Source organism: Staphylococcus sp. LCT-H4 (assembly GCF_001866145.1).
GTDB classification, from domain to species: Bacteria; Bacillota; Bacilli; order Staphylococcales; family Staphylococcaceae; genus Staphylococcus; species Staphylococcus succinus.
The window spans coordinates 119,462-144,627 of sequence record NZ_MODY01000003.1 but is presented as its reverse complement, the minus strand read 5'-3'; the positions used below and the strand labels follow the sequence as shown (position 1 = coordinate 144,627).

The 25,166-nt window shown below is 32.3% G+C and carries 25 protein-coding genes and 1 riboswitch; of the genes, 18 read left to right on the top strand and 7 right to left on the bottom strand.

Going from position 1 to position 25,166, the window contains the following annotated elements; translation table 11 throughout:
• The first annotated feature begins 4 nt into the window (after positions 1 to 4).
• On the top strand, positions 5 to 997 hold the full coding sequence (locus tag BK821_RS09590) for an aromatic acid exporter family protein (protein ID WP_071331604.1): 993 nt from the start codon (positions 5 to 7) through the stop codon (positions 995 to 997).
• Positions 998 to 1,240: 243 nt separating this feature from the next.
• Here BK821_RS09590 and prli42 read toward each other — a convergent pair whose 3' ends face one another.
• Positions 1,241 to 1,339 carry a stressosome-associated protein Prli42 gene (prli42, locus tag BK821_RS13495; RefSeq protein ID WP_153019309.1) on the bottom strand — a complete coding sequence of 33 codons (99 nt, stop codon included), beginning with the start codon at positions 1,337 to 1,339 and terminating at the stop codon, positions 1,241 to 1,243.
• A 220-nt stretch (positions 1,340 to 1,559) separates the two neighbouring features.
• On the opposite strand from prli42, the gene BK821_RS09585 reads away from it, so the two are divergent.
• From BK821_RS09585 to BK821_RS09570, 4 genes are all read left to right on the top strand, one after another.
• Positions 1,560 to 2,696, top strand: coding sequence for a M20/M25/M40 family metallo-hydrolase (locus tag BK821_RS09585; RefSeq protein WP_071331603.1), 1,137 nt, complete (start codon positions 1,560 to 1,562; stop codon positions 2,694 to 2,696).
• A gap of 68 nt (positions 2,697 to 2,764) precedes the next feature.
• Positions 2,765 to 4,174 (top strand): NADP-dependent phosphogluconate dehydrogenase, encoded by a 1,410-nt coding sequence (gene gndA, locus BK821_RS09580; RefSeq protein ID WP_046836510.1) that lies wholly within the window; start codon positions 2,765 to 2,767, stop codon positions 4,172 to 4,174.
• A gap of 176 nt (positions 4,175 to 4,350) precedes the next feature.
• Positions 4,351 to 5,376: a LacI family DNA-binding transcriptional regulator gene (locus tag BK821_RS09575; RefSeq protein ID WP_046836509.1), complete on the top strand. Its 1,026-nt coding sequence runs from the start codon at positions 4,351 to 4,353 to the stop codon at positions 5,374 to 5,376.
• On the top strand, positions 5,369 to 7,024 hold the full coding sequence (locus BK821_RS09570; RefSeq protein ID WP_071331602.1) for a glycoside hydrolase family 13 protein: 1,656 nt from the start codon (positions 5,369 to 5,371) through the stop codon (positions 7,022 to 7,024). The genes BK821_RS09575 and BK821_RS09570 overlap by 8 nt, the downstream gene beginning before the upstream one ends.
• Before the next feature lie 71 nt (positions 7,025 to 7,095).
• Here BK821_RS09570 and BK821_RS09565 read toward each other — a convergent pair whose 3' ends face one another.
• Together BK821_RS09565 and zwf are read right to left on the bottom strand one after the other, a co-directional pair.
• Positions 7,096 to 7,968, bottom strand: a complete 873-nt coding sequence (locus tag BK821_RS09565) for an AraC family transcriptional regulator (protein ID WP_046836507.1) — start codon at positions 7,966 to 7,968, stop codon at positions 7,096 to 7,098.
• Between the two features lie 280 nt (positions 7,969 to 8,248).
• The gene (gene zwf, locus BK821_RS09560; RefSeq protein WP_046836506.1) at positions 8,249 to 9,733 is read right to left on the bottom strand and encodes a glucose-6-phosphate dehydrogenase; all 1,485 of its coding nucleotides are present in this window, start codon (positions 9,731 to 9,733) and stop codon (positions 8,249 to 8,251) included.
• 150 nt (positions 9,734 to 9,883) lie between these two features.
• On the opposite strand from zwf, the gene rnz reads away from it, so the two are divergent.
• On the top strand, positions 9,884 to 10,804 hold the full coding sequence (rnz, locus tag BK821_RS09555) for a ribonuclease Z (RefSeq protein ID WP_046836505.1): 921 nt from the start codon (positions 9,884 to 9,886) through the stop codon (positions 10,802 to 10,804).
• An 88-nt stretch (positions 10,805 to 10,892) separates the two neighbouring features.
• Here rnz and proC read toward each other — a convergent pair whose 3' ends face one another.
• Entirely contained in the window at positions 10,893 to 11,708 is an 816-nt protein-coding gene (proC, locus tag BK821_RS09550) for a pyrroline-5-carboxylate reductase (RefSeq protein WP_046836504.1), read from the bottom strand.
• A gap of 142 nt (positions 11,709 to 11,850) precedes the next feature.
• Here proC and BK821_RS09545 point away from each other — a divergent pair, with 142 nt between their 5' ends.
• Positions 11,851 to 12,609, top strand: coding sequence for an SDR family NAD(P)-dependent oxidoreductase (locus tag BK821_RS09545; RefSeq protein ID WP_071331601.1), 759 nt, complete (start codon positions 11,851 to 11,853; stop codon positions 12,607 to 12,609).
• 96 nt (positions 12,610 to 12,705) lie between these two features.
• On the opposite strand, the gene BK821_RS09540 is transcribed toward BK821_RS09545, so the two are convergent.
• Positions 12,706 to 13,620 (bottom strand): aldo/keto reductase, encoded by a 915-nt coding sequence (locus BK821_RS09540; RefSeq protein ID WP_046836502.1) that lies wholly within the window; start codon positions 13,618 to 13,620, stop codon positions 12,706 to 12,708.
• A gap of 241 nt (positions 13,621 to 13,861) precedes the next feature.
• On the opposite strand from BK821_RS09540, the gene BK821_RS09535 reads away from it, so the two are divergent.
• The 3 genes from BK821_RS09535 to xerD all read left to right on the top strand — a co-directional run bounded on the left by BK821_RS09535 (position 13,862) and on the right by xerD (position 15,883).
• A complete protein-coding gene (locus tag BK821_RS09535) occupies positions 13,862 to 14,404 on the top strand; it encodes an NUDIX hydrolase (protein ID WP_071331600.1) in 543 nt (180 codons plus the stop codon).
• Between the two features lie 104 nt (positions 14,405 to 14,508).
• Entirely contained in the window at positions 14,509 to 14,955 is a 447-nt protein-coding gene (gene fur, locus BK821_RS09530) for a ferric iron uptake transcriptional regulator (protein WP_046836500.1), read from the top strand.
• A 40-nt stretch (positions 14,956 to 14,995) separates the two neighbouring features.
• Positions 14,996 to 15,883, top strand: coding sequence for a site-specific tyrosine recombinase XerD (xerD, locus tag BK821_RS09525; RefSeq protein WP_046836499.1), 888 nt, complete (start codon positions 14,996 to 14,998; stop codon positions 15,881 to 15,883).
• A gap of 107 nt (positions 15,884 to 15,990) precedes the next feature.
• Here xerD and BK821_RS09520 read toward each other — a convergent pair whose 3' ends face one another.
• A complete protein-coding gene (locus tag BK821_RS09520) occupies positions 15,991 to 16,494 on the bottom strand; it encodes a DUF309 domain-containing protein (RefSeq protein ID WP_046836498.1) in 504 nt (167 codons plus the stop codon).
• 94 nt (positions 16,495 to 16,588) lie between these two features.
• On the opposite strand from BK821_RS09520, the gene BK821_RS09515 reads away from it, so the two are divergent.
• The 6 genes from BK821_RS09515 to BK821_RS09490 all read left to right on the top strand — a co-directional run bounded on the left by BK821_RS09515 (position 16,589) and on the right by BK821_RS09490 (position 22,165).
• A complete protein-coding gene (locus BK821_RS09515) occupies positions 16,589 to 17,323 on the top strand; it encodes a segregation and condensation protein A (protein ID WP_046836497.1) in 735 nt (244 codons plus the stop codon).
• Complete coding sequence (gene scpB / locus BK821_RS09510; protein ID WP_046836496.1) at positions 17,307 to 17,855, top strand: SMC-Scp complex subunit ScpB; 549 nt, start codon at positions 17,307 to 17,309, stop codon at positions 17,853 to 17,855. Before BK821_RS09515 ends, scpB begins: the two co-directional genes overlap by 17 nt.
• On the top strand, positions 17,848 to 18,585 hold the full coding sequence (locus BK821_RS09505; protein ID WP_046836495.1) for a pseudouridine synthase: 738 nt from the start codon (positions 17,848 to 17,850) through the stop codon (positions 18,583 to 18,585). The genes scpB and BK821_RS09505 overlap by 8 nt, the downstream gene beginning before the upstream one ends.
• Before the next feature lie 135 nt (positions 18,586 to 18,720).
• A complete protein-coding gene (locus BK821_RS09500; RefSeq protein WP_071331599.1) occupies positions 18,721 to 19,446 on the top strand; it encodes a response regulator in 726 nt (241 codons plus the stop codon).
• A complete protein-coding gene (locus BK821_RS09495) occupies positions 19,430 to 21,196 on the top strand; it encodes an ATP-binding protein (protein ID WP_046836493.1) in 1,767 nt (588 codons plus the stop codon). The genes BK821_RS09500 and BK821_RS09495 overlap by 17 nt, the downstream gene beginning before the upstream one ends.
• Before the next feature lie 222 nt (positions 21,197 to 21,418).
• Positions 21,419 to 21,554, top strand: a riboswitch (FMN riboswitch).
• 65 nt (positions 21,555 to 21,619) lie between these two features.
• Complete coding sequence (locus tag BK821_RS09490; RefSeq protein WP_071331598.1) at positions 21,620 to 22,165, top strand: ECF transporter S component; 546 nt, start codon at positions 21,620 to 21,622, stop codon at positions 22,163 to 22,165.
• A 241-nt stretch (positions 22,166 to 22,406) separates the two neighbouring features.
• On the opposite strand, the gene BK821_RS09485 is transcribed toward BK821_RS09490, so the two are convergent.
• On the bottom strand, positions 22,407 to 22,655 hold the full coding sequence (locus BK821_RS09485; RefSeq protein WP_046836491.1) for a ferredoxin: 249 nt from the start codon (positions 22,653 to 22,655) through the stop codon (positions 22,407 to 22,409).
• 109 nt (positions 22,656 to 22,764) lie between these two features.
• Between BK821_RS09485 and BK821_RS09480 the strand changes: the two genes are divergently transcribed.
• Both BK821_RS09480 and BK821_RS09475 read left to right on the top strand, forming a co-directional pair.
• Positions 22,765 to 23,730 (top strand): helix-turn-helix domain-containing protein, encoded by a 966-nt coding sequence (locus BK821_RS09480; protein WP_071331597.1) that lies wholly within the window; start codon positions 22,765 to 22,767, stop codon positions 23,728 to 23,730.
• Entirely contained in the window at positions 23,717 to 25,096 is a 1,380-nt protein-coding gene (locus tag BK821_RS09475) for a RecQ family ATP-dependent DNA helicase (RefSeq protein ID WP_046836489.1), read from the top strand. The genes BK821_RS09480 and BK821_RS09475 overlap by 14 nt, the downstream gene beginning before the upstream one ends.
• Positions 25,097 to 25,166 lie beyond the last annotated feature (70 nt).

Genomic DNA, 25,166 nt, shown 5'->3' with positions numbered 1-25,166 from the left:
GAATATGAAGCGTTTAAATCCATATCGAATCGGATTTAGAACGATCAAGACAGCAATCGGTATGGCACTAGGAATTATTATTGCTAAGTTAATAGGACTCGATAATTTTGCTTCTAGTGCAATACTAGTTGTGCTTTGTATCAAACATACAAAAGTGCATTCTGTCCAAGCGATTGTGTCTCGTTTTGTATCTTGCCTGATGATACTCGCTATCGGTTCATTAATTTTTAATTTATTAGGGCAACATGCGATTGTTTTAGGGCTAATTGTATTACTATTTATCCCACTTACAGTCGTTTTTAATGTTCAAGAAGGTGTAGTCACTAGTTGTGTCATTTTACTACATGTCTTTAACGCTAAAACCATAGATATGCACTTGATTTTTAATGAAATTCTATTATTGGTTATAGGTTTAGGGATTGCATTTTTAATGAATTTAATTATGCCAAGCTTAGATAGCACCTTAAAACAATATAAACAACAAATTGAAGATCAATTTACATCTATTTTTGAAACATATAGCAAAACTTGTCAAAATCCAAGTCAAACTTTAGATATATCTTTTGAAAATTTAAAATTTACAATTAGAAAAGCGAAATCTATAGCATTTAGAGATGTTAAAAATCACTTTGTTCGCAATGAAAATTCTTATTATCATTATTTTGATATGAGAGAAGAGCAGTTAGAATTATTACGCAGAATGGCTTTAATGATTCAAAATATAGAAACGAAGGATTGCTTATTATCCAAACTATCTGCTTTGTTTGCGGAAGTTGCAAGTAATGTGAATAGTAATGATTATACTGTCTTAAGGTTACATTCATTATATGAAATACGATTGGAAATGAATGAACTTGAATTACCAAACTCTCATGCATCGTTTAGGACTCGTGCTAGCTTAATACAGCTTATTAACGAACTTGAAGAGTACTTAGTGATAAAATCACAATTTGGTTCACTGGTTCTGCATAATGACGCTAAAGCAACCTACTTATAATAAGTAAAAAGTAACTTCGATTATTATTTCGAAGTTACTTTTTTTATTGGTTAAGTAGAAAATAGCGTTTAGGATATGTTAAGAGAAGAAAGAATTAAAAACCACAAGTCATTCATTGGAGTAAATGAAACATCAATATGTAATAAGATGCATCTTTACAGTAATAGAATAAAATGTGGTTACTGTTAAGTTATTTAATTAATAAAAAGACTCGATTCGATGTATACTTATAAAATTCAATACTTAGTTTACCAATGGAACTACACTTGTTAAAACTAAGGCAAGTATAACAGCTATTAACATCACTACGATAATAACTCTCAACACTTTGTTATTACTCAAAGATTATTCCTCCAAATCTTAAATATATTATATAATAGTACATTAATGGCAATATTATTTACTTATCTATACTACATTTACCATTGTATTATATCATAGGACGAATTTAAATTAGAAACAGATTAGTTTTGATTTATTCGATATTTCGATAAACTTAAAGGCATGACTTAAAATTAAAAAAAGAGATTATATTATTTTGCATAATTGACGGGGGATATACATGATAAATAAACAACGACTATTAGATACATTTTTAGAATTAGTTCAAATTAATTCTGAAAGTGGTAATGAAACTGAAATACAAAAAGTACTTAAAGCAAAATTCGCAGCATTAGGATTAGATGTCGTAGAAGATCAAGCAGCAGAAAATGAAGGGTTGGGTGCTAATAATTTAATTTGCACTTTAAAATCTAATATTAATGATCCATACATAAATAAAATATATTTTACTAGCCATATGGATACAGTTGTACCAGGTATTGATATCAAACCTATAATAAAAGAAGATGGTTACATTTATTCTGACGGTACAACGGTATTAGGTGCAGATGATAAAGCAGGTTTAGCGTCTATATTAGAGATGGTTCAAACACTTATTGAACAGGGGATTCCACACGGGCAAATTCAATTTGTTATTACTGTGGCTGAAGAAATAGGATTAGAGGGCGCTAAGCATTTAAATCAATCATTATTAGATGCTGATTTTGGATACGCAGTTGATGCCAGCATGCCCGTTGGCACTACTGTAATTGGAGCACCGACACAGATGAAGATTGATGCAACCATTTATGGTAAAAAAGCACATGCTAGTATGCCAGATAAAGGTGTGAGTGCGATTAATATTGCATCTAAAGCAGTAAGTGAAATGAAATTAGGTAAAATTGATGAATATACAACGGCCAATATTGGGCGCTTTGAAGGTGGATCAGCTACAAATATTGTAGCTGATAAAGTTACCCTTAATGCTGAAGCTCGTTCACATTCGGACGAAAGTATACAAGAACAAGTCGAACATATGAAAGCTGTATTTGAAAAAGTAGCAAATAAATATGGCGGCTCCGCAGAAGTTCAAATTACTAAAAGCTATCCTGGTTTCACAGTATCAGATACAGAAACAGTTACAAATATTGCTAAAGCTAGCGCAGTCTCATTAGGATTAAACCCTAAAACAACAGTTGGAGGCGGTGGCTCAGACGGTAATATAATCAATGGTTTAGGTATACCTACAGTAATCTTAGGTGTGGGATATGAGCATATTCATACAACAAATGAACGTATGCCAATTGAGTCGTTAAATCTGTTGGCAGAACAGCTTTTAAAAATCGTAGAAATTATTACAAAAAAATCTGAAAACTGATTTAGTGATTATTATATACGCTTTATGATACAATGTACTAGAAAACTTTAATAAGAGAGGTTAGTATAATGGCACAACAAATTGGTGTAGTAGGTTTAGCTGTAATGGGCAAGAACCTTGCTTGGAATATCGAATCACGTGGATATAACGTTTCAGTCTTTAACCGTTCTTCTGAAAAAACAGATGAAATGGTTAAAGAATCTGAAGGGAAGAATATCCATCCAACATACTCTATTGAGGAGTTTGTAAATTCTTTAGAAAAACCCCGCAAGATTTTATTAATGGTAAAAGCAGGTCCTGCAACGGATGCTACAATAGAAAGCTTATTACCATTATTAGATAATGATGATATCTTAATCGATGGTGGTAACACTAATTATCAAGATACAATCAGACGTAATAAAGCGTTAGCTGAAAGTGGTGTTAACTTTATCGGCATGGGTGTATCAGGTGGAGAAGTTGGTGCCTTAACTGGACCTTCATTAATGCCAGGTGGACAACAAGAAGCTTTCGATAAAGTAAGCGATATATTAGAAGCTATTTCAGCTAAGGCTAAAGATGGCGCTTCATGTGTAGCTTATATCGGTCCAAACGGTGCTGGTCACTATGTAAAAATGGTGCATAACGGTATCGAATATGCGGATATGCAATTAATTGCAGAAAGTTACGCTATGATGAAAGATTTACTTGGTATGTCTCATGAAGAAATATCTAAAACTTTTAAAGATTGGAACGCTGGTGAACTTTCAAGTTACCTAATTGAAATAACTGGTGATATCTTCACTAAATTGGATGATGAAACAAATGGTCCTTTAGTTGAAAAGATTTTAGATACTGCTGGACAAAAAGGTACAGGTAAATGGACTTCAATTAACGCTTTAGAATTAGGTATTCCATTAACAATTATTACTGAATCTGTATTTGCTCGTTTTATCTCATCAATTAAAGAAGAACGTGTAAATGCTTCAAAACAATTAAATGGACCATCTTCTAAATTCGAAGGTAATAAAGAAGAATTCTTAGAAAAAATTCGCAAAGCACTTTACATGAGTAAAATATGTTCATATGCACAAGGTTTTGCTCAAATGAGAAAAGCTAGCGATGACAATGAATGGAATTTAAAACTTGGAGAATTAGCAATGATTTGGCGTGAAGGTTGTATTATTCGTGCGCAATTCTTACAAAAAATTAAAGAAGCGTATGACAATGATACTGAATTAAACAATCTATTATTAGATCCTTACTTCAAAGATATCGTTACAAATTACCAAGATGCGTTACGTGATGTAGTGGCAACTGGCGTACAAAATGGTGTACCAACACCTGGTTTCTCTGCAAGTATCAATTATTATGATAGTTATCGTTCAGAGGACTTACCAGCAAACTTAATCCAAGCGCAACGCGATTATTTTGGCGCTCATACTTATGAACGTAAAGATCGTGAAGGCGTATTCCACACGCAATGGATTGAAGAATAAACGATAAGTATTACTCAAGACTCGAAATTTATTTCGAGTCTTTTTTTTGTGAATTATTTTAAAAAGCAATAATTATCTATAAATGCAAACGATTGCATTTATCTTTTGACATTATACTTTCACTCTAATATAGTTGGAAGAAAGCGCTTTAAAATCAATGTTAAAGGATGATTCTAGTGGTTACAATTAAAGATGTTGCAAAAGCTGCCAACGTAGCTCCATCAACTGTTTCACGTGTAATGAGTGATAATCCTCATATAAGTAAGAAGACTAAAATTAAGGTTAAAGCTGCTATGGAACAATTAGAATATCAACCCAATAATGCGGCTAGGACTTTAGTTACAAAACAGTCCAATACAATAGGCATTATACAAAAAAGTGGACATAATGAAATAAAACAAAACCCATTTATGATTGATGTGCTTATTGGAATTTACAATAAATGTAAAGCGTGTAACTATGCGACAATATCTACGACTAGCGAAGCTTATGAAGATTTGCAAAATGAAGTTGATCGTATGATTAATTATCATTCTTTAGATGGGTTTATATTATTATATTCTAAACAAAACGATGAGATTGAAAATATTCTTATCGAACAAGAAATCCCCTATGTTGTAATAGGTAAAGCACTTGGAAACAATAAAGCAATACATATTGATAATGATAATGTAAAGGCTTCAAGAGAGCTTACACAATCGTTAATTGAGTCTAGGCATTCAAATATACTATTTGTCGCTGAAAAAGGCGATTATGAGGTTGTGAATGATCGTATAGAGGGATTTAAAGATATTGTTCAGCAAAATGACATTATTTCAAATATTATTCATTTTGAAATGCAACGCGATGATATACTGGCATATTTTAAAAAATTGTGCAGCGATAACCAGTTGCCAACTGCTATAATCACATCTGATACGATGCTGAACCATATGGTATTAAGTGTGTTATACGAATTAAAAATCAAAATACCAGATGATCTCCATACAGCGACGTTTAATGATTCTTATTTAAATGAATTTGCTTCTCCTCCTCAAACTGCTGTGAATATTAATCCTAAGCTATTAGGGGAAGTGGCCGGGGCATCAGTTATTGATCTTATACAAGGACAACCTATAAAACAATATAATAGATTCATAAAAACAAATATAGTTCATCGAATTTCTACAAAAAATCGAATGAAGGAGATATGTGATGAATAAAAAATGGTGGAAAGAAGCAGTAGCATATCAAGTTTATCCTCGTAGTTTTAATGATTCCAATAATGATGGTATTGGCGATCTACAAGGTGTTATTGAAAAGTTAGATTATATCGAAGCATTAGGTATTGATATTATTTGGCTTAGCCCTATGTACCAATCACCTAACGATGACAATGGATATGATATTAGTGATTATCAGGCCATCATGTCAGAATTTGGTACTATGGATGACTTTGACCAATTATTAGAAGGTATTCATCAAAGAGGGATGAAGTTAATACTAGACTTAGTTGTAAATCATACGTCTGATGAACATCCATGGTTTATAGAATCTAAATCTAATAAAAATAATCCTAAAAGAGATTGGTATATATGGCAAGATCCAAAAAAAGATGGTTCAGAACCCAATAATTGGGAAAGTATATTTAATGGTTCAACATGGGAATACGATGCACAAACAGAACAATATTATTTCCATCTATTTAGTAAAAAACAACCTGATTTAAATTGGTCTAACCCTGATGTAAGAGAAGCAATATATAAAATGATGAACTGGTGGTTCGAGAAAGGTATAGATGGTTTTAGAGTTGATGCTATTACGCATATTAAAAAAACATTTGAAGCTGGTGACCTACCTGTGCCTGAAGGGAAAACATATGCACCTGCATTTGACGTAGATATGAATCAACCCGGCATTCAAACGTGGCTTCAAGAAATGAAAGATAAATCATTAAGTAAATATGACATTATGACTGTAGGTGAAGCTAATGGTGTGACACCTAATAATGCCGAAGCATGGGTAGGCGAAGAAAAAGGGAAATTTAATATGATTTTCCAATTTGAACACTTAGGATTATGGAATACTGGGGATGTGCAATTTGATGTTAGAGCATACAAAGCAGTTTTGAATGCTTGGCAAAACAATTTAGATGACATAGGGTGGAATGCTCTGTTTATTGAAAACCACGATCAACCTCGTCGCGTTTCAACGTGGGGGGATGATAAAAATTTTTGGTATGAATCTGCTACAAGTCATGCCTTAGTTTATTTCTTGCAAAAGGGGACTCCCTTTATTTATCAAGGACAAGAGATCGGTATGACAAACTATCCTTTCAAAAATATAGAAACATTTAATGATGTTGCAGTAGTTAATGAATATAATATTGTTAAGGATCAACACGGGGATGTTAATGCATTATTAGAAAAACATAAAATGGAAAACAGAGATAATTCACGCACACCCATGCAATGGGATGATAGTTCATTCGCTGGATTTTCTAAGCATGAACCATGGTTTCCAGTTAACCCAAACTATAGAAAGATAAATGTAGCAGCACAACAACAAAATCCAAATTCAATTTTAAATTTTTATAAATCCATGATACAAGTCAAAAAAACGCATGATATCTTAACGTATGGTTCTTTTACACTTGTCGATGAAGAAAATGAGCGCGTCTTTGCTTACTTAAGAGAATTCAATGATGAACGCATGTTAATAGTAGGTAATTTAACAGACCAAACAGCAACTCTCAACTTACCGGAAACATTCATTTTTTCATCAAACTGCGTATTGCTTCATAATTATAACGATAGAATTATTCATGTAAATGAACTAAGGCCGTATGAAGCCTTTATAGTGACTTTGTAATCAAATTTTTACATAAACATCCCTCTAACATATATAGTTCTAAGCACATTACCATTTGTTAGAGGGATGTTTTATTCATCATAATAATCATATTGTTCCTGGTCGACAGGCATCCATAATTGAACTTTAGTAAAACTGTGGTCAAAAGATAAATTAAAGGGATAAACTTCTACATATAAACTGTCACGTTCATAAGGAAGCGTCATTTGTAAGCTTGTTTCAATGTAATACCAAGCTTCATTAATGACATAATCTATATCACCTTGTAAATTAAACTTAGCGTATTGTCTTTCAGGAAGAATTCGATTTTCCAAATGATCTGGGTATCTTTCGCTTGGAACGCCTACAAATACTTCCATGCCCTGATCCAAAGGACAATTCACAACAAATAATTCATGAGGACTCACATCATTATAGTGTTGTAACTCCTCTATCTTACCTTCAACTAATAAATCTTCTAGTATATCAGGTACTTTAAATGGGTTTTCTAACTCGTTCGCATCGATAAATTGCGCGTAACCAACAAGCGAAAGGTTTGGTGTATCTTCCAAACGATAGGGGTATGGTGGTTTTTCTGTAGTTGTTAGTTTGATATAGAGTCTAGGTAACATGTGAAGATCTTCGCGTTTTGTATTCACTTGAATAGGCGAAACGCCATGAAAATCACTAAAATCATTAGCAAATTCGTTCGCATCACTATAATGATACTTTTTAGCTATATCAATCAAACGACTTGAGCCACTAATAATCTCCTTAGCAGCTACGGTCATACGACGTGCTCTTGCATATTCACTTGGAGATTGTCCTACAATCATCTTAAAAGATTGATCGAGGTGATAAGGTGAAAGACCAACGTAATCACTGAGTTTTTGCAAATGAAAAGGCTCTAGCAAATGATCCTCAATATAAACAATTGCCTGTTGTATTTGCTTGATAACGTCCAAAACTTTCACTCCTAATTTTACAATTACTGTTATAACTATCTTTTAACTTTATATCTTTAATCTAAGAATTACTTAAGTAATTATATTTTACATTATTATTGTGTTGCTTACATCTAATAAAGTTAAATGGGGTAAAATGTAAATACAAATCCCTTTATATGTAGCGTAGATACTGAATAGATTAAATCATAACACAAAATTAGCATAAGAAAAAAGCAACAACACAAATGTATTTTTACACATGCGTTATTGCTTTGATGAAATTCACTAAAATAGTAGTTTAATGAATGTCATCCCACCAATGGAAGCCATCTCTACTCAAGAGTAAATCACTTTCAAGTGGTCCATTTGAACCGGATTGATAGTTCGGGAATTCAGGTTCATTTTGATTCCATTCTTCTTGTATTGCGTCTACAAATTTCCATGTAGATTTCAATTCTTCCCAATGTGTAAAGTTTGTTGCATCACCATTTAAGCAATCAAATAATAAGTTTTCGTATGCATCAACAGTATTCATCTTATCTTGAGCACTCATAGCATAAGATAATTGAACGGGTTCTGTTTCGATGCCTTGAACATTTTTCTTCGCATTTAAATGTAATGAAACACCTTCATTTGGTTGGATATTGATTACAAGTAAGTTAGAGTCTAATTTTTTCTCAGTTTCATAGTATAAATTCATAGGAACTTCTTTAAATTCAACTACAACTTGTATTGTCTTACTCTTCATTCGTTTACCAGTTCTGATATAGAAAGGTACGCCGGCCCATCTGAAGTTATCAATTGTTAATTTACCTGCAACAAAAGTAGGCGTCGTTGAATCTTCTGAAACACGATCCTCATCTCTATAACGTTTAACTGTTTCACCTTTAATCGTGCCTTCATCATATTGACCACGAACAAAGTTTTGTCTAACTTCTTCAGCTTCTAACTTACGTAATGATTTTAATGCTTTTACTTTTTCAGCTCTAATATCTGCACTATTTAAACTAATAGGAGCTTCCATTGCTAAAAGCGCAACCATTTGTAGCATATGATTTTGTACCATATCTTTTAAAGCACCACTAGATTCATAATAGCCACCTCTATCTTCAACACCTAAGACCTCTGAAGATGTTACTTGGATATTAGAAATGTATTTATTATTCCATAGTGGTTCAAACATTGCATTAGCAAAGCGAAGTACTTCTATATTTTGCACCATATCTTTACCTAAATAATGATCAATACGGTAAATTTCTTCTTCTTTAAATGAACGGCGTAATTGTTCATTTAGTTGTTCTGCTGATTCAAGATCACTACCAAATGGTTTTTCAATAACTAAACGTTTAAATCCATCTGTATTTGTTAATCCAGAAGATTTCAAGTAATCAGAAATTTCACCAAAGAATTTCGGTGCCATCGCTAAGTAAAACATTCTGTTACCTTGTAATTGGAATTCTGTGTCTAATTTATTACTTACTTCTAATAATGACTGATAGCTCGCTTCATCACTCACATCATGTTTATGATAAAAAACATGCTCCATAAATTTATCAAGATGTTTCGTATCTTTCACATGTTCTTGAATTGATGACTTCACTTGACTACGGAAGTCATCATTTGTTAAGTCTCTTCTACCAATTCCAATAATTGCAATTTGTTCATTTAAATTTTCTTGCTGATATAAGTGGAATAATGATGGAAATAATTTTCTATGACTTAGATCACCAGTCGCTCCAAATATTGTTATTAAGCATGGAATATCTTTATTTCTAGTATTCAAGATCAAAACCTCAATTCTTTTTATAAATCTCTGTTTATTATAGAACAATATTCGTTAATGTTCATACCTTTTTGCTTAAAAGTATTCAAATTTAATATATTTTTTTATATTTAATATGATAAAATGTGAACAAGAAGAGGAGGCATATGCATGGAAATCACATTTTTTGGTACGAGTGCAGGTCTACCAACTAAAGAAAGAAATACACAAGCGATTGCATTAAATTTAGAGCCTTATTCAAATAGTATTTGGTTATTTGATGTAGGGGAAGGAACACAGCATCAGATACTACATCACTCTATAAAATTAGGCAAAGTAGATCATATATTTATAACGCATATGCATGGTGATCACATTTTTGGTTTGCCTGGCTTATTAACTAGTCGGTCATTTCAGGGTGGGGAAGGTAAGCCTTTGACAGTTGTGGGACCAAAAGGTATAAAATCCTTTATTGAAACAACATTAAAGTTATCTGAATCTAAATTAAATTATCCAATCACATATATAGAAATAGAAGATCACCTTTCATATCAGCACAATGGATTTAACGTTGAAGCACATATGTTAAATCATGGCATCCCATCTTTTGGTTATAGAATAGAAGCACCTTATACATCAGGTAAAATTGATGTTGAGGCACTGAAGAAAATTGGCCTCGAACCAGGTCCAAAATACCAAGATGTGAAGAATAACGAAACTTTTGAGTATAATGGTCTCATTTATAATTCAAATCAATTTAAAGGTGATGCGATAAAAGGGCCTGTAATTGCAATATTTGGAGACACTATGCCATGTAGAAATGAATTTTTAATCGCTCGTGATGCGACGGTTATGGTTCATGAAAGTACATATATTGACGGTGACAAAATGTTAGCGAATAATTACCATCATAGTCATATAGATGATGTATTTAATTTAATAGAAGAAGCTCATGTAGGGTATACGCTTATTACACATATTAGTAATCGTTATACAGCAACTGAAGTTGAAGCGATTAGTCAATCTTTAAAGGCAAAAGCTTCGACACCACCGTTTATCTTTGTTAAAGATTTTGATGCTTGGTCATTTTAAATAACTGACTTAATATAACAAATAAAAGCTGGTGAACACCATAAACGTGTTCATCAGCTTTTATTTGTTATAAATTTATTTAAAGTGCTTAATCTTCATCTTGACTTGCTAATTCAACGCTTCTATTTACTGCAGAACGCAAGCAATCTTCAAATATACTTTCTAAATCATATTGCGAAAGTGCATTCAAACCAGCTTGTGTTGTGCCGCCTTTAGAAGTAATGTTTTTGCGTAATTGTTCCATACTTAAATCTGAACGTTCAATCATTTTACTCGTTCCAATAATTAAGTTACGGATAGATTCTTCAACTTGTGATTTTTCAAGTCCTAAACGTGTGCCTGCTGTTACGTATTGTTCAAATACGTGATAAAGAAATGCAGGGCCACTTCCAGTAATTGCAGTTACTTGATGTAAATGATCTTCAGATACTTCAATTGCTGAACCAAAGGCGTTAATTAAATCGTCTACTTCATCTTTGGATTTCGGTCCGAAATTACTTGAAAAACTAATTCCAGTTACAGAATGGCCTACGTGTGCATTTGTATTAGGCATAATACGCGCAATCGGATTATCTGAACCCAGTTGCTCACGAATGTAACTCATTGGTAATCCAGCCATAATAGAGATGAATTTATTTTTCTCGCTTACATAAGGTTGAATACGCTCAGCTAATGCATCAAAATCATAAGGCTTAGTGCCTAAAAATATATAATCAGCATCTTTAAGTAAGGCTTCATCATCATAACTATAATTGACACCCAATTCATCAGCATACGCTTTGAGTGCAACTTCATTAGACCTGTTTGTTAAATAAATATCGTTAGATTCAATAATTTTTGAATTTACGATACCTGTAAATATTGCATGTGCCATATTACCAGCACCATAAAATACTAGTTTCATGTGAACTTTTCACTTCCTCTAAGTTTTTATGTTCCTATCGTAACATAGTTTTGAAATATGGCTAATATTTTCATTGAAGACATGACAGATTACTGATATTTCACTTATAATATGTATAAACCGATAAAGGGTAGGGATAACAATGATAGGTAAGCATTATGTATTAACTGGAGGTACGAGCGGGCTAGGACGCTCGATATTATGTAACTTATTAAATAAAAAAGCTTATGTAACAATATTAGCACGAAATCCATACAAATTAGATGACCTGAAAGTACAATACGGCACTGAGCACTTGAACATCATTCAATGCGATTTACAATCTAAATCACAAATATTAAATCTCAAAAATTATTTTAAAAACCAAAATATCGATGGTTTGATTTATAGTTCTGGTTTAGGTTATTTTAAATCAATAGCTCAACATTCACTCGATGAAATGACTGAAACATACACATTGAATATCATCAATTTCAATATACTTTTAGCTACCATCCAACCTTATTTTAGCGCTTATCCAACGATTGTTGGCATAGGGAGTCAGTCTGCATTTTTAACGCAAGCTTATGCTGCACATTATGGTGCAAGTAAAGCTGCTTTTAATCAAGTACTCAATGCTCTGAGACTTGAGCATCCCAATTACCATATACTTACTGTAAATACTGGTCCGATAGCAACACCTTTTCATGAAAAAGCAGACCCTTCGTTAATGTATGCGCAAAAATATAAAGCTATTATGTTGGAACCTAATAAATTAGCGCAACAAATCGTAAATGGAATGATATATGGTAAATATGAAATTAATGAACCTAAGTGGATGCATAGAATGTTAAAACTATATCAATTAGCTCCTAGATTACTAGAAAAATACTTTACTTCATTTTTTAAAAACAAAGGCTAGTCACATAGGTAATATGATAAATTAAAAAGCGTTAACGCAATCTATATGGAAATATTATTATCCAGACAGAATTGTGTTAACGCTTTTTAATTAAGTTTATTTAAGGTGTTGCGTATATTCTAAGTTTTTAACGCGTCCACGAGCAGCTTTTAATATCTCGAAGCTTATTTCTTTAGAAGCCTCATAATTGTTGATGTTTTCATCTAGTTGTTCAATACTACTAGCCCCAACAATAATTGAACCGATTGGATCTTTAGAAGTAAGATATTTAAAAGTAAGTCCAGTTAAATTGCTTTCTACCTCTTTAACAGAAGCAATCGTTTCGCCTAATTCTTGATTACTATATTCAAAAACACCATCTCTGAATTTACTATCTAATGCATGATTGCTATTGGCAGTTAACAACCCTTTAAACACTGGTCCTCGCGCTAATACTTTAACATTTTTAGCGTGGATAGCATTCAATAATGCTTCTGGTCTATTATCAATTAAATTTAATTGAGACATCAATGTTTCAATTTCACTATGCTCTAAATAATAATCTATGACATTTGGACGAATAGAAGAGATGCCGTAAGCACGTATCACGCCTTCTTTTTTTAATTCATCAAAGGCACTTATTGTTTCATCTAGTGGATCATCAATTGTGCCACCATGTAATTGATATAAATCTAAATGATTTAGACCTAATCTTTGTAAGGAAGATTTAACGGCAGTTTTGATGTACTTTTTAGAAGGATCCCAAAACGTTGAACCATCATCTGCTAAATGGTTACCAACTTTTGTACCAATGACAATATCATCTCTATTTTGATATTTTTTAAGTGCTTGACCAACAATTTCTTCATTTATTCCTTTATCATATATATCCGCTGTATCAAAATAAGTGATACCGTGTTCGATGGCACGTTCAATGATAGGTTCTGCTTGTGCATAATTTGTACCTAAACTCATACAACCTAAACCTATTTCAGAAATTTCAATACCACTTTTTAATATATTTTTTTGCATGTCTTTTCCCCTTTCGATACACTATTCTATAGGTTAGGAACATAATAAAATTACATAAATTCATTTGAAATAGATTAAATTTCTCATAAAAACTAAGTATTAAAAGCTATTATCAATACGATAACGTATCATAAAGTAATTCCAAGTAAATATTAACCGATAATTAATTTTACTATTCCCATGTTAACCAACATGTTAATCTTAACAATAACTCAAATTAATTAAAAGGAACGTGATTGCAATGAACTTATACGAAAAAACAATACATAAAAATTCTATTTACAACGGTGCTATTATTGACTTAGAAGTTCATGATGTAGTGTTACCCGATGGTCAGACATCTAAACGAGAATTGGTGTATCATAATGGTGCTGTTGCTGTATGTGCGATAACACCGAGCAACGAAGTTATCCTTGTAAAACAATTTCGCAAGCCTGCAGAAAAGGTAATGCTAGAAATTCCAGCTGGCAAATTAGAGCTAAATGAAATTAGAGAAGAGGCAGCCAAACGAGAATTAGAAGAAGAGACTGGGTATATTGCAGAAAATTTAGAGTTAATTACTGAAATGTACGGTTCACCAGGATTTTCAAATGAAAAAATATCTATTTATTTAGCAAAAGATTTAAAAAAAGGCGAAATGAATTTAGATGATGATGAATTCATAGAACTTGAATTTTATCACTTAAAAAATATAAATAAGTTATTACAAAGCCAGGAATTAGAAGATGCTAAGACGATTATTGCCTTACAACATCTATTACTTAATTATAATCATTACAATTAAGGTGCCGAACATACTTGCGTATTTTATCAATTACTGGTATTTTATATATAAATCATTATGTAAATTAAAATGATTATAATTATTAGTAGGGGAGTGAGGCTTCCGTGGAAGAACGATTAAATCGCGTGAAGCAACAATTACAACAATCATCTTATAAATTAACGCCACAGCGTGAGGCGACTTTGAGAGTTCTAATTGAAAATGAAAAAGACCATTTAAGCGCTGAAGACGTCTATTTAAAAGTTAAAGATAAGGCGCCGGAAATCGGACTAGCTACTGTTTATCGTACACTAGAATTGTTAGCAGAATTGAAAGTAGTAGATAAAATTAATTTCGGAGATGGTGTAGCTCGCTTTGATTTACGTAAAGAAGGTGCAAAGCATTTCCATCATCATCTTGTATGTATGGAATGTGGCAAAGTAGATGAAATAGAAGAAGATTTATTGCCTAAGGTCGAAGATAAAGTTGAACATGATTTTAACTTTAGAATATTAGATCATCGTCTTACGTTTCATGGCGTATGTTCAGATTGCCAAGCCAAAGGTAAATAATCACAGAAATTCATACGCTTTTATAAATAGAGGTGGTTAAATGGATACGATTATTGATGAATTTTTAAAATTCATTCAGCTAGAAAAAGGATTAAGTGCTAATACTATCGGGGCTTATAGAAGAGATCTACGCAAATACGAAACATTTTTAGCAGACCAAAAAATAAGTCACATAGATTTTGTTGATAGACAAATGATTCAGCAATGTCTAGGTCATTTGCACGACGAAGGCGCTTCTGCAAAATCTTTAGCACGTTTTATCTCTACAGTTCGAAATTTTCATCAATTTGCTTTACGTGAAAAATACGCTGCTAAAGATCCAACAGTATTAATAGAAACGCCGAAGTATGATAGGAAATTACCTGATGTATTAGAAATAAATGAAGTTATTGATTTATTAGAAACACCTAATCTTTCAAAAAACAATGGTTATAGAGACCGCACAATGCTAGAATTATTATATGCAACAGGTATGCGTGTATCAGAACTGATACAAATTGAGCTAGAGGATGTAAATCTTATCATGGGCTTTGTTAAGGTATTTGGTAAAGGTAATAAAGAACGTATTGTCCCACTTGGTGATGCGGTCATTGAATACTTAACTCTGTACATGGAAAATATACGCCCCCAATTATTGAAACACACTGTAACCAATGTATTATTTTTAAATATGCATGGTAAACCATTATCCAGACAAGCAATCTGGAAAATGATTAAACAGTATGGTATCAAGGCTAATATTAACAAAACTTTAACACCACATACATTAAGGCATTCATTTGCCACGCACTTACTTGAGAATGGTGCTGATTTACGTGCTGTACAAGAAATGCTTGGACATTCTGACATTTCAACTACACAATTATACACGCACGTTTCTAAATCACAAATTCGCAAAATGTATAATGAATTTCATCCACGTGCATAAACACAGACAAGTTTATTCGGCGAATAGCTTGTCTGTGTTTTTGTGTTTTTAAGATGTTCGAGGTAATTGTATGGTTAATAATTACAATGTTAATTGTTGGTAGATATTTATCTTTTTGCGCGTCGATTATTTAATGCTTGTTGGCGGGCCTGATGTACTTCAGTTCGATCCCTTTCTAGATGATGATTGACAATATAACTATCTTCAACTTTGATAGGGACTAATGTAAAGTCAGGATAGCGTTCTAATACAGATTGTTTCATAGTCTTAGTTAAAGGTAATTGAATTGGCAGAAATGGATTTCCCTTTTCAACAGCTGTTATTAGTGTTTGAATTACTTTCTCATAAGCGTCTATTTGGATGCCTAGGTGATGAGTGATGGTACTATGGTTAATCACACGTAACGCTTTATTAAAAGATCTGACTGCACCGACATTATTTTCACGACGATAGTGATAACAACCTGTAGCCAGTAAAATTAAACTGACGACAGCATCATCTTTACTATAATAAGGGTTCTCTTTCCATGCCTCTTCTAAAATATCATGGCATAGAAAGTAGTGTTGCTTGGTATGAAATTGATAATAAAATTCTTGTAATGCATTTTCCATAATAAAAACCGCTCCAAATTTAAATGTTTACTGTAAACATGCTATAATATTTTAGTGAAATACGCACTTAACTTGCAATATGAGGTAGATAAATATGTACGAAGTAAAACTAGATGCTTTTAATGGTCCTTTAGACTTATTATTGCATCTCATACAAAAAATTGAAATTGATATTTATGATATCCCGATGAAATCTTTAACTGAACAATATATGCAATATATTCACGCCATGAATCAATTAGAGATTAATGTTGCCAGTGAATATTTAGTTATGGCCTCAGAATTACTTATGATTAAAAGTAAAATGCTATTACCGCAATCAGATGAAGTGGATGAATTAGATGATGATCCACGTGATGATTTAGTTGGAAGGTTAATCGAATATCAAAACTACAAAGCATACACAGAAATATTGAATGATAAAAAATCCGAACGCGCCAACTATTATTCAAAGCACCCAACGGATTTAACACATTTAGAATCTAATGAAACTTGGAATCCCGACAATACTATTGATTTAACTGAATTAATCATCGCATATCAAAAAGTGAAAAACCGCGTTGACTTTAATACCCCAAAAACTGTGGACATACGTAAAGAAACTTTTACAATACAACAAGCAACCTCACAAGTTAATGACCGTTTACAACAACATGATTCGTTCAATTTTTTTAGTTTGTTCAATTTTACTGAACCTATAGAAATGGTGGTTACGCATTTCTTAGCGATTTTAGAAATGTCTAAATCAGGGGTTGTTAACATTGAACAACTGAAAAGTTTTGATGATATCAATATATTAAGAGGAGTAAACTATGGCATTGAACTATAACGGTATACTAGAAGCATTACTCTATACAGCCGGTGATGAAGGCTTAGAAGAAAAACAATTACTTGAAATACTAGAAATAGATCGATCTACGTTGTCACAAATTGTTGCTGAATATGAAGCGGATGGTTTAGTGATTCAACACTTTGGTCAAACTTATGTGTTAACAACTAAGAAAGAGGCTTCGGACTATATAGAACGTTTAATTGAACAAAAGTCAAAAATGAAATTATCACAAGCAGCAATGGAATCTTTGTCCATTATTGCATATAACCAACCTTTATCGAGAAGTGATATAGAAATGATTAGAGGTATAAATTCTGATGGTGCTGTTAAAACATTAATTGCAAGAGGATTAATCGAAGCGAGAGATGAAGCCGATTCAAGAAGCCAACAACTTTATACTACTGAATTATTTTTAAATGTATTCGGTATTGAACATTTAGATGATTTGCCAACTACTGATGAAGAAGATGAAGAAATAGAAGCATTTTTCAGTAATTTAGTGAATCAAAAAGGAGAAAATAATGAATAAAGATTTAGAGAGATTACAAAAACGAATTGCAAATAGTGGGTATACTTCACGTCGTAAAGCCGAAGCCTTAATTTCAGAAGGTAAGGTAAAAGTAAATGGGTCTGTAGTTACAGAATTAGGTACAAAAGTAAAACCCTCAGATAACATTGATGTTGAAGGCATAAGATTAGAGCAAGAAGATAAGATATATATCTTGTTCTACAAACCTTCCCAAGTTATTACTAGCGTATCAGACGATAAAGGTAGAAAAGTAGTCACTGATTATTTCAAACAAATTAAAACAAGAATTTATCCAGTTGGACGTTTAGACTATGATACATCCGGTTTACTTTTATTAACAAATGATGGTGAATTTACAAACCTTATGACACACCCGCGTTATAAAATTAAGAAAAAATATATTGTTAAGCTAAAAGGGTATTTGATGCGTGAGGAAGTTAAAGCATTAGAACATGGTATCGATTTAGAAGATGGTAAAACACAACCAGCATTAGTTAAAGTGAAAAATCAAGATAAAGATAGAAATACTACACTTGTAGAAATTACTATTACAGAAGGACGTAATCGCCAAGTACGTCGTATGTTTGAACATTTTGGTCATGAAGTAACTAAATTACAGCGTATCGAATTTGGTCCATTAGATTTAAAAGGGCTTAATGCTGGTGAAGGAAGAGTTTTAACACCTCATGAAGTAAAAGTGATACGTCAATTAGCTGAACACGGTAAATAATTGTGAATATTTTATAACAAATTTTATAGAATGAGAAAAAATTCACAAACTTTTCGTGTATAATCACTTTTCTTGTTTAACATATGCTATAATGTGATTGAATTTGAAAGTTAGCAGTGTGGGAGGTACATATGTATGTCAAATGAAATATTAATCGTAGACGATGAAGATAGAATTAGAAGATTGCTCAAATTATATCTTGAAAGAGAATCTTTTGAAATACACGAAGCAAGAGACGGTAAAGAAGCCTTTAAAATGGCGATGGAACATGATTATTCATGTATATTACTAGATCTGATGCTTCCTGAAATGGATGGTATCGTAGTCGCATCTCGTTTAAGAGAGCATAAAGAAACACCAATAATCATGCTTACTGCTAAAGGTGAAGAAACTAACCGTGTAGAAGGATTTGAATCTGGTGCTGATGATTATATTGTGAAACCTTTTTCTCCTCGTGAGGTCGTATTACGTGTTAAAGCACTCTTGCGACGTACACAAGTTGCTCATACAGAACAGAGTGAACCACATACACGTGATTTAATAGAATTTGATCACCTTGTTATTGATAACGATGCACATAGGGTATTAGCAGATGGAAATCAAGTCAATTTGACACCAAAAGAATATGAACTTTTAATTTTTCTAGCCAAAACGCCAAACAAAGTTTTTGATCGCGAACAACTATTAAAGGAAGTCTGGCATTATGAATTCTATGGTGACTTGCGTACCGTAGATACTCATGTTAAACGTTTAAGAGAGAAGCTTAATCGTGTGTCTGAAGAAGCGGCTTACATGATTCAAACCGTGTGGGGTGTCGGTTACAAATTTGAGGTAAAATCTAACGATGAGCCGACTCAATAATGTAGTTATAAAACTGTGGTTAACTATTATTTTTATAGTAACGACAGTTTTAATTTTACTTAGCGCAACGCTAGTTACGTTTATACAGTCTTATTTTACGCAAGAAACCGAAGACTCTTTACTTAAAGATGCTAAACGGATTAGCCAATTAGTTGCAACATCAGATAACAAAGCCACAGCAGTTGAACATAGTCGGAAACTTATCGAAGGACCAGTCGGTTTGATTATTATGAATGACAAACATATGCCCAATAATAATCAAGATGTGACTAAGAGAAAAATGTTCAAAGAAATCAAATCGAACAAGGATTACAATCGCGTATTTGATGAAGGCAAGCAAATTTCAGAACACGTGCCAGTTAGTGTCAATGGGCAGCAACGTACTTATGTGCTCATTGGTTATCCTTCAAAAAATTTAAATGCAAATAACGAGAAAGGCAACAACTATAGCGGAGTGTTTATATATCAAGATTTAAAAACGCTCGAAGATACAAATAACCTCATTACAATTATTATTTTAGTCATTGCAATTATATCTTTAGCAATAACAACTGTATTTGCCTTTTTCTTATCTTCTAGGATTACTAAGCCTTTACGTAATTTAAGAACACAAGCTTTGAAAGTTTCAAAAGGCGATTATTCACAAATCGTTCCAGTAAATTCTCGGGATGAAATCGGTGAATTATCTCGCGCTTTTAATACAATGAGCTCAGAAATACAACAACATATAGATGCGCTATCTTCTTCCAAAAATATTCGAGATAGTTTGATTAATTCAATGGTTGAAGGGGTATTAGGCTTTAATGATAAAAAAGAGATTATCCTTTCTAATGACATGGCTCAAAATATTATTCAAATACTTGATGATTATTCTTTAGATAAATTAGATAGACAAAAAGAGTTAACGTTTAAAGATCAAAAAACACAATTTGAAGAATATGAAATAAATACACGTTACTTTGTAATCATAACGAGTTACATTGAACAAATTCAACCAGATGGCACCAGTGGTATTGTTGCAGTAATACGTGATATGACAAATGAACATAACATGGATCAGATGAAAAAAGATTTCATTGCGAATGTGTCACATGAACTTCGCACGCCTATTTCTTTACTACAAGGATATACAGAATCAATTGTAGATGGCATTGTAACAGAACCCGATGAAATACATGAATCATTGTCTATTGTCTTAGATGAAACGAAACGTCTTAATAGATTGGTAAATGAATTGCTCAATGTTGCTCGTATGGATGCTGAGGGCCTAACGGTCGATAAAAAAGTACAGCCAATTGATAGACTATTGAATAAAATGCAACTCAAATATCAAAAACTAGCCTTAGATTTGGAATTAAGTATTGATTTAAATCCAAATACAGACGGTGAACTTTGGTTTTATGATTCGGATAGAATAGAGCAAGTGTTAACTAATCTAATCGATAACGCTACAAGATATACAGACCCCGGAGATTCGATTACTATTAGTTGTGGTGAAACGGACACCGAAAACATCTTATACATCACTGATACAGGTAGTGGCATTGCACCTGAACATTTACAACAAGTTTTTGATCGCTTTTACAAAGTAGATGCTTCACGTAAAAGAGGTAAACAAGGAACTGGGTTAGGTCTATTCATTTGTCGCATGATTATAGATGGTCACGATGGTAGCATCGATGTTAAAAGTGAACTTAGTAAGGGCACTCAATTTATCATTAAATTGCCTAAAGTCAATACAGATAAATAACAGTTTATACGCTAAACAGCACTAAAGGTATTGGTAAACTCACCCAGACCTTTGGTGCTGTTTTTATTGTAATACCATAATGGACGCTATGCTTTAATTCGTTAGCACTTAGTTGAACGTCATATGTCTCTTTTGTTTTCTATGTTTGATTATATATATTTAGAGCAATTCTATTGTTTTTACCTGAGTATTAAGCTATGATATATTTATAAAATTTATAATATTCGTCTTCGGGGTAGGGTGTAATTCCCAACCGGCAGTAATGAAAGCCTGCGACCCACTTATGTTTCACAAAATGAGTGGCTGATCTAGTGAGAATCTAGAGCCGACAGTATAGTCTGGATGGGAGAAGATGGAGGGTTGTTTGTTATGCGGTTAAATCCTCCTATTCTGTGTAAGATGAATGGAAGGAGATAATTGAATATGCAACAACAAACCAAACGACTTATTACAATAAGCATGTTGAGTGCTGTAGCTTTTATATTGATGTTTATAAAATTCCCAATACCTTTTTTACCACCTTATTTAACATTAGATTTTAGTGATGTGCCAGCGCTATTGGCTACTTTTACTTTAGGACCGGTAGCAGGTATTATAGTGGAATTTATTAAAAACTTATTGAACTTTTTATTTAATGTAGGTGACCCAGTAGGTCCAATAGCTAACTTCTTAGCTGCAACCAGCTTCTTGATTACTGCTTATTTCGTAACTAAACAAAAACATAATTTGAAATCTTTAATAACAGGTTTAACTGTGGCTACGTTAGTAATGACCATCGTATTAAGTATTTTAAACTATTTTGTATTATTACCGTTATATGGCATGATAATGAATTTATCCCATGTCGTTGAAAATATTAAAATAGTAATTGTTTCAGGTGTAATACCATTTAATATCATTAAAGGCGCTATTATTTCGTTCATATTTATTATTTTATATAGACGATTAAAAAATGTATTACCAAAATAAATTAGCATACATCAGCGCTATCAATAACAAAAATAGAAGCAGCACTTTAGCATTTATGTTAAAGTGCTGCTTCTATTTATTTATAAATAAAAATTAGCATGCCCAATGGAATTTGGGCACACTAACTCATATCGTTGCTTTATATCAAATTTAAACTTTATGCTACCATAGAGTTTGTCTTAAAGGTCTTTTAGATATCTTGTAAAATCCCAATAAAATTTGAATAATAACTTAAAAGTTATTATTCAAATTTTAGTGCATCTCCATCGAATGATTCTTCTTCAATCTTAATTGAATCAGTTGGACAACCTTCTAATGCATCTTCCATATCTTCGTATAATTCTTCGGGCACTTCTGCTGTACCTTTATTGTCGTCTAGTATTACGTATGCAATACCTTCGTCATCATAGTCATATATATCAGGGGCAGCGGCACCACAAGCACCACATGCAATGCATGTATCCATATCGACAATTGTATATTTAGCCAATTTCTTCGCCTCCTTTGACAAAAATGCTACAATAATAACACAATTATCATTGTAATCACTGTTTTTAGTTTTTTCAAATGTTTTCGTTTAATAGAATGAGGGATGATACATGTATAATATAATTCAATTTACACAAACTCACGCACATAGTTATAAAACAGAAAAAAGTATATTTAATATTATCATAGGAAAAAAATCACATCAAACCTTTTTTGATGCGTGTAGCCAACAATTACTATCATTATATCACAGCATGCCTAACTTAAAATATCCGTCATTCGAGCGATATTTTACTCAAGATAGTGCAGAAAGTAATCCAAACGATAGTATTACAACACATCCTCGACATACCTATGATAGTTTGATGAATACGTTTAAAGCATTACAACTTTTAACACAAACTATTTCCAATACTAAACATAACATATATCAATTTATACCTATTACTCAACATAGTAATGTACACCAGAAAGTTAAAAATGTATATAACGAAATAATTAATAATAACTTACATGAGGATTTTATTAAAGAGCTTCATGCATTATTTGAAGCAATCGTTACTACTAATGGCACAACCTATTTACATTATTATTTACAGGGGTATGAAGAAAGCATGTATACCAGACAGCAAGTCAGTTTAATCGAAGACATTTCACAAGAGCGCTTATTTGAACTCGAAATGATCGATTTAGTTACATTATTATATACTATTGAAAATAAAGAAAAGTACCCAATTTTACATAAACTTATCGTTTTACCAACCATATTAAATAAAACTGAACTAACGTATAAAGGATTACAACAAGGGTTAGATTTTGAGCAACTTGCTGCGCAACAACAAGTAAAAATAAATACAATTGAAGATCATATATTAGAATTATTTATCAAAGGCTATATTAAGGATTATACAAATTACCTTGAAACGACAAACTATATAGAATTTTTGAAATACTATGAAACACACCGTAATCAAAGATTACGCGAATATAAAGCGCTGTTTCCAAATCTTAGCTACTTTAACATTAAATTAGTGATTGTTGGCATAGAAAGGGGAGAATTAAATGTTACAACATGAGCTGAAAAAATGGTTTGGGTTTGAATCGTTTAAACCTGGCCAACAAGAAATTATAGAAAGTGTAATTGCTGATAAAGATACCCTCGGTATTTTGCCTACAGGAAGTGGTAAAAGTCTTTGTTATCAATTACCTACATATATAAAACAACAACCCACACTCATTATTTCTCCACTCATATCTCTAATGGATGACCAAGTGATGCAACTTAAGTCACATGGAGAACATAAAGTCAGTTGTATTCATTCTGGTATGGATGAAGATGAAAGAAGGTTAAATATCAACGCTTTATCAAACAGCCGCTTTATCTATTTAAGTCCAGAATTTATTTTACAGCCACAAAATTTCAAACTTATTAAAACATTGAATATTGGGATGGTTGTCTTAGATGAAGCGCACTGTTTATCAGAATGGGGATATGATTTCAGACCCCATTATGCACTTATTGGTAAAATTATTAATCAATTTCCTAAAGCGGCAGTGCTCGCTTTAACTGCGACAGCGCCACCACATTTAACATTTGATTTAAATCAAATGTTAAATAAAACATTCCATGTTATTAAAACGAGTATGAATAGAGATAACATTTCATTAACGCATAAAAATTTTCCTGATGACGATGAGAAATTAAAGTGGTTGTTACCAGCATTAGAAACCACAGGACCTACAATTATTTATGTATCATCTAAAAAGACATGTCTAAACTTAGCAAAGGAAATTTATAATTATGGTTTTTTGACTGGAATTTATCATGGTGATTTATCTTATCAAGAGCGACACACGGTGCAACATCAATTTATTAATAACGAAATCCCTATCATAGTTGCCACAAGTGCCTTTGGTATGGGGATCAATAAAAAAGATATCCGAACAATTATTCACTATCATTTATCCACAAGCCCCTCTAATTATATGCAAGAAATTGGTAGGGCTGGCAGAGATGGTACGCATAGCCAAGCAATTAGTCTGTTTCAGCCGGATGACAGTTTTTTACTCGAAACTTTATTATTTACGGATATGATTTCCTCTGATGATATCAATGCTTTTGAAATAGGTACTTTTCTACCTCCAGATAAGCAAGATATTCTAGAAATATTAAATAGCTACTATTCTTTTTCTCAGCTAAGAACAATTTTTGAAGCGACATATCAACGTAAACGTAAAGGGTATATAAGAATGCTAGGTTATAAAAATTTAGATCAATGTAGAAGGTCATATATGATGGAGTTTTTTGGTGAGTCTATTGAAGAGAAGCCGAATCAATGCTGCGATAATGATTCTGAATTACATTCAATTCATCATTTAAACCGTAAAAAAGTAAAAAGAAAAATAAATTATACTGAAAAGTTACAAAATTTGTTTGAATAATCGACTATTACTTTACTTCACTTTTTCAAACAAGCTATAATACGAACTATAGGCTTGTATGAAAGTAAAT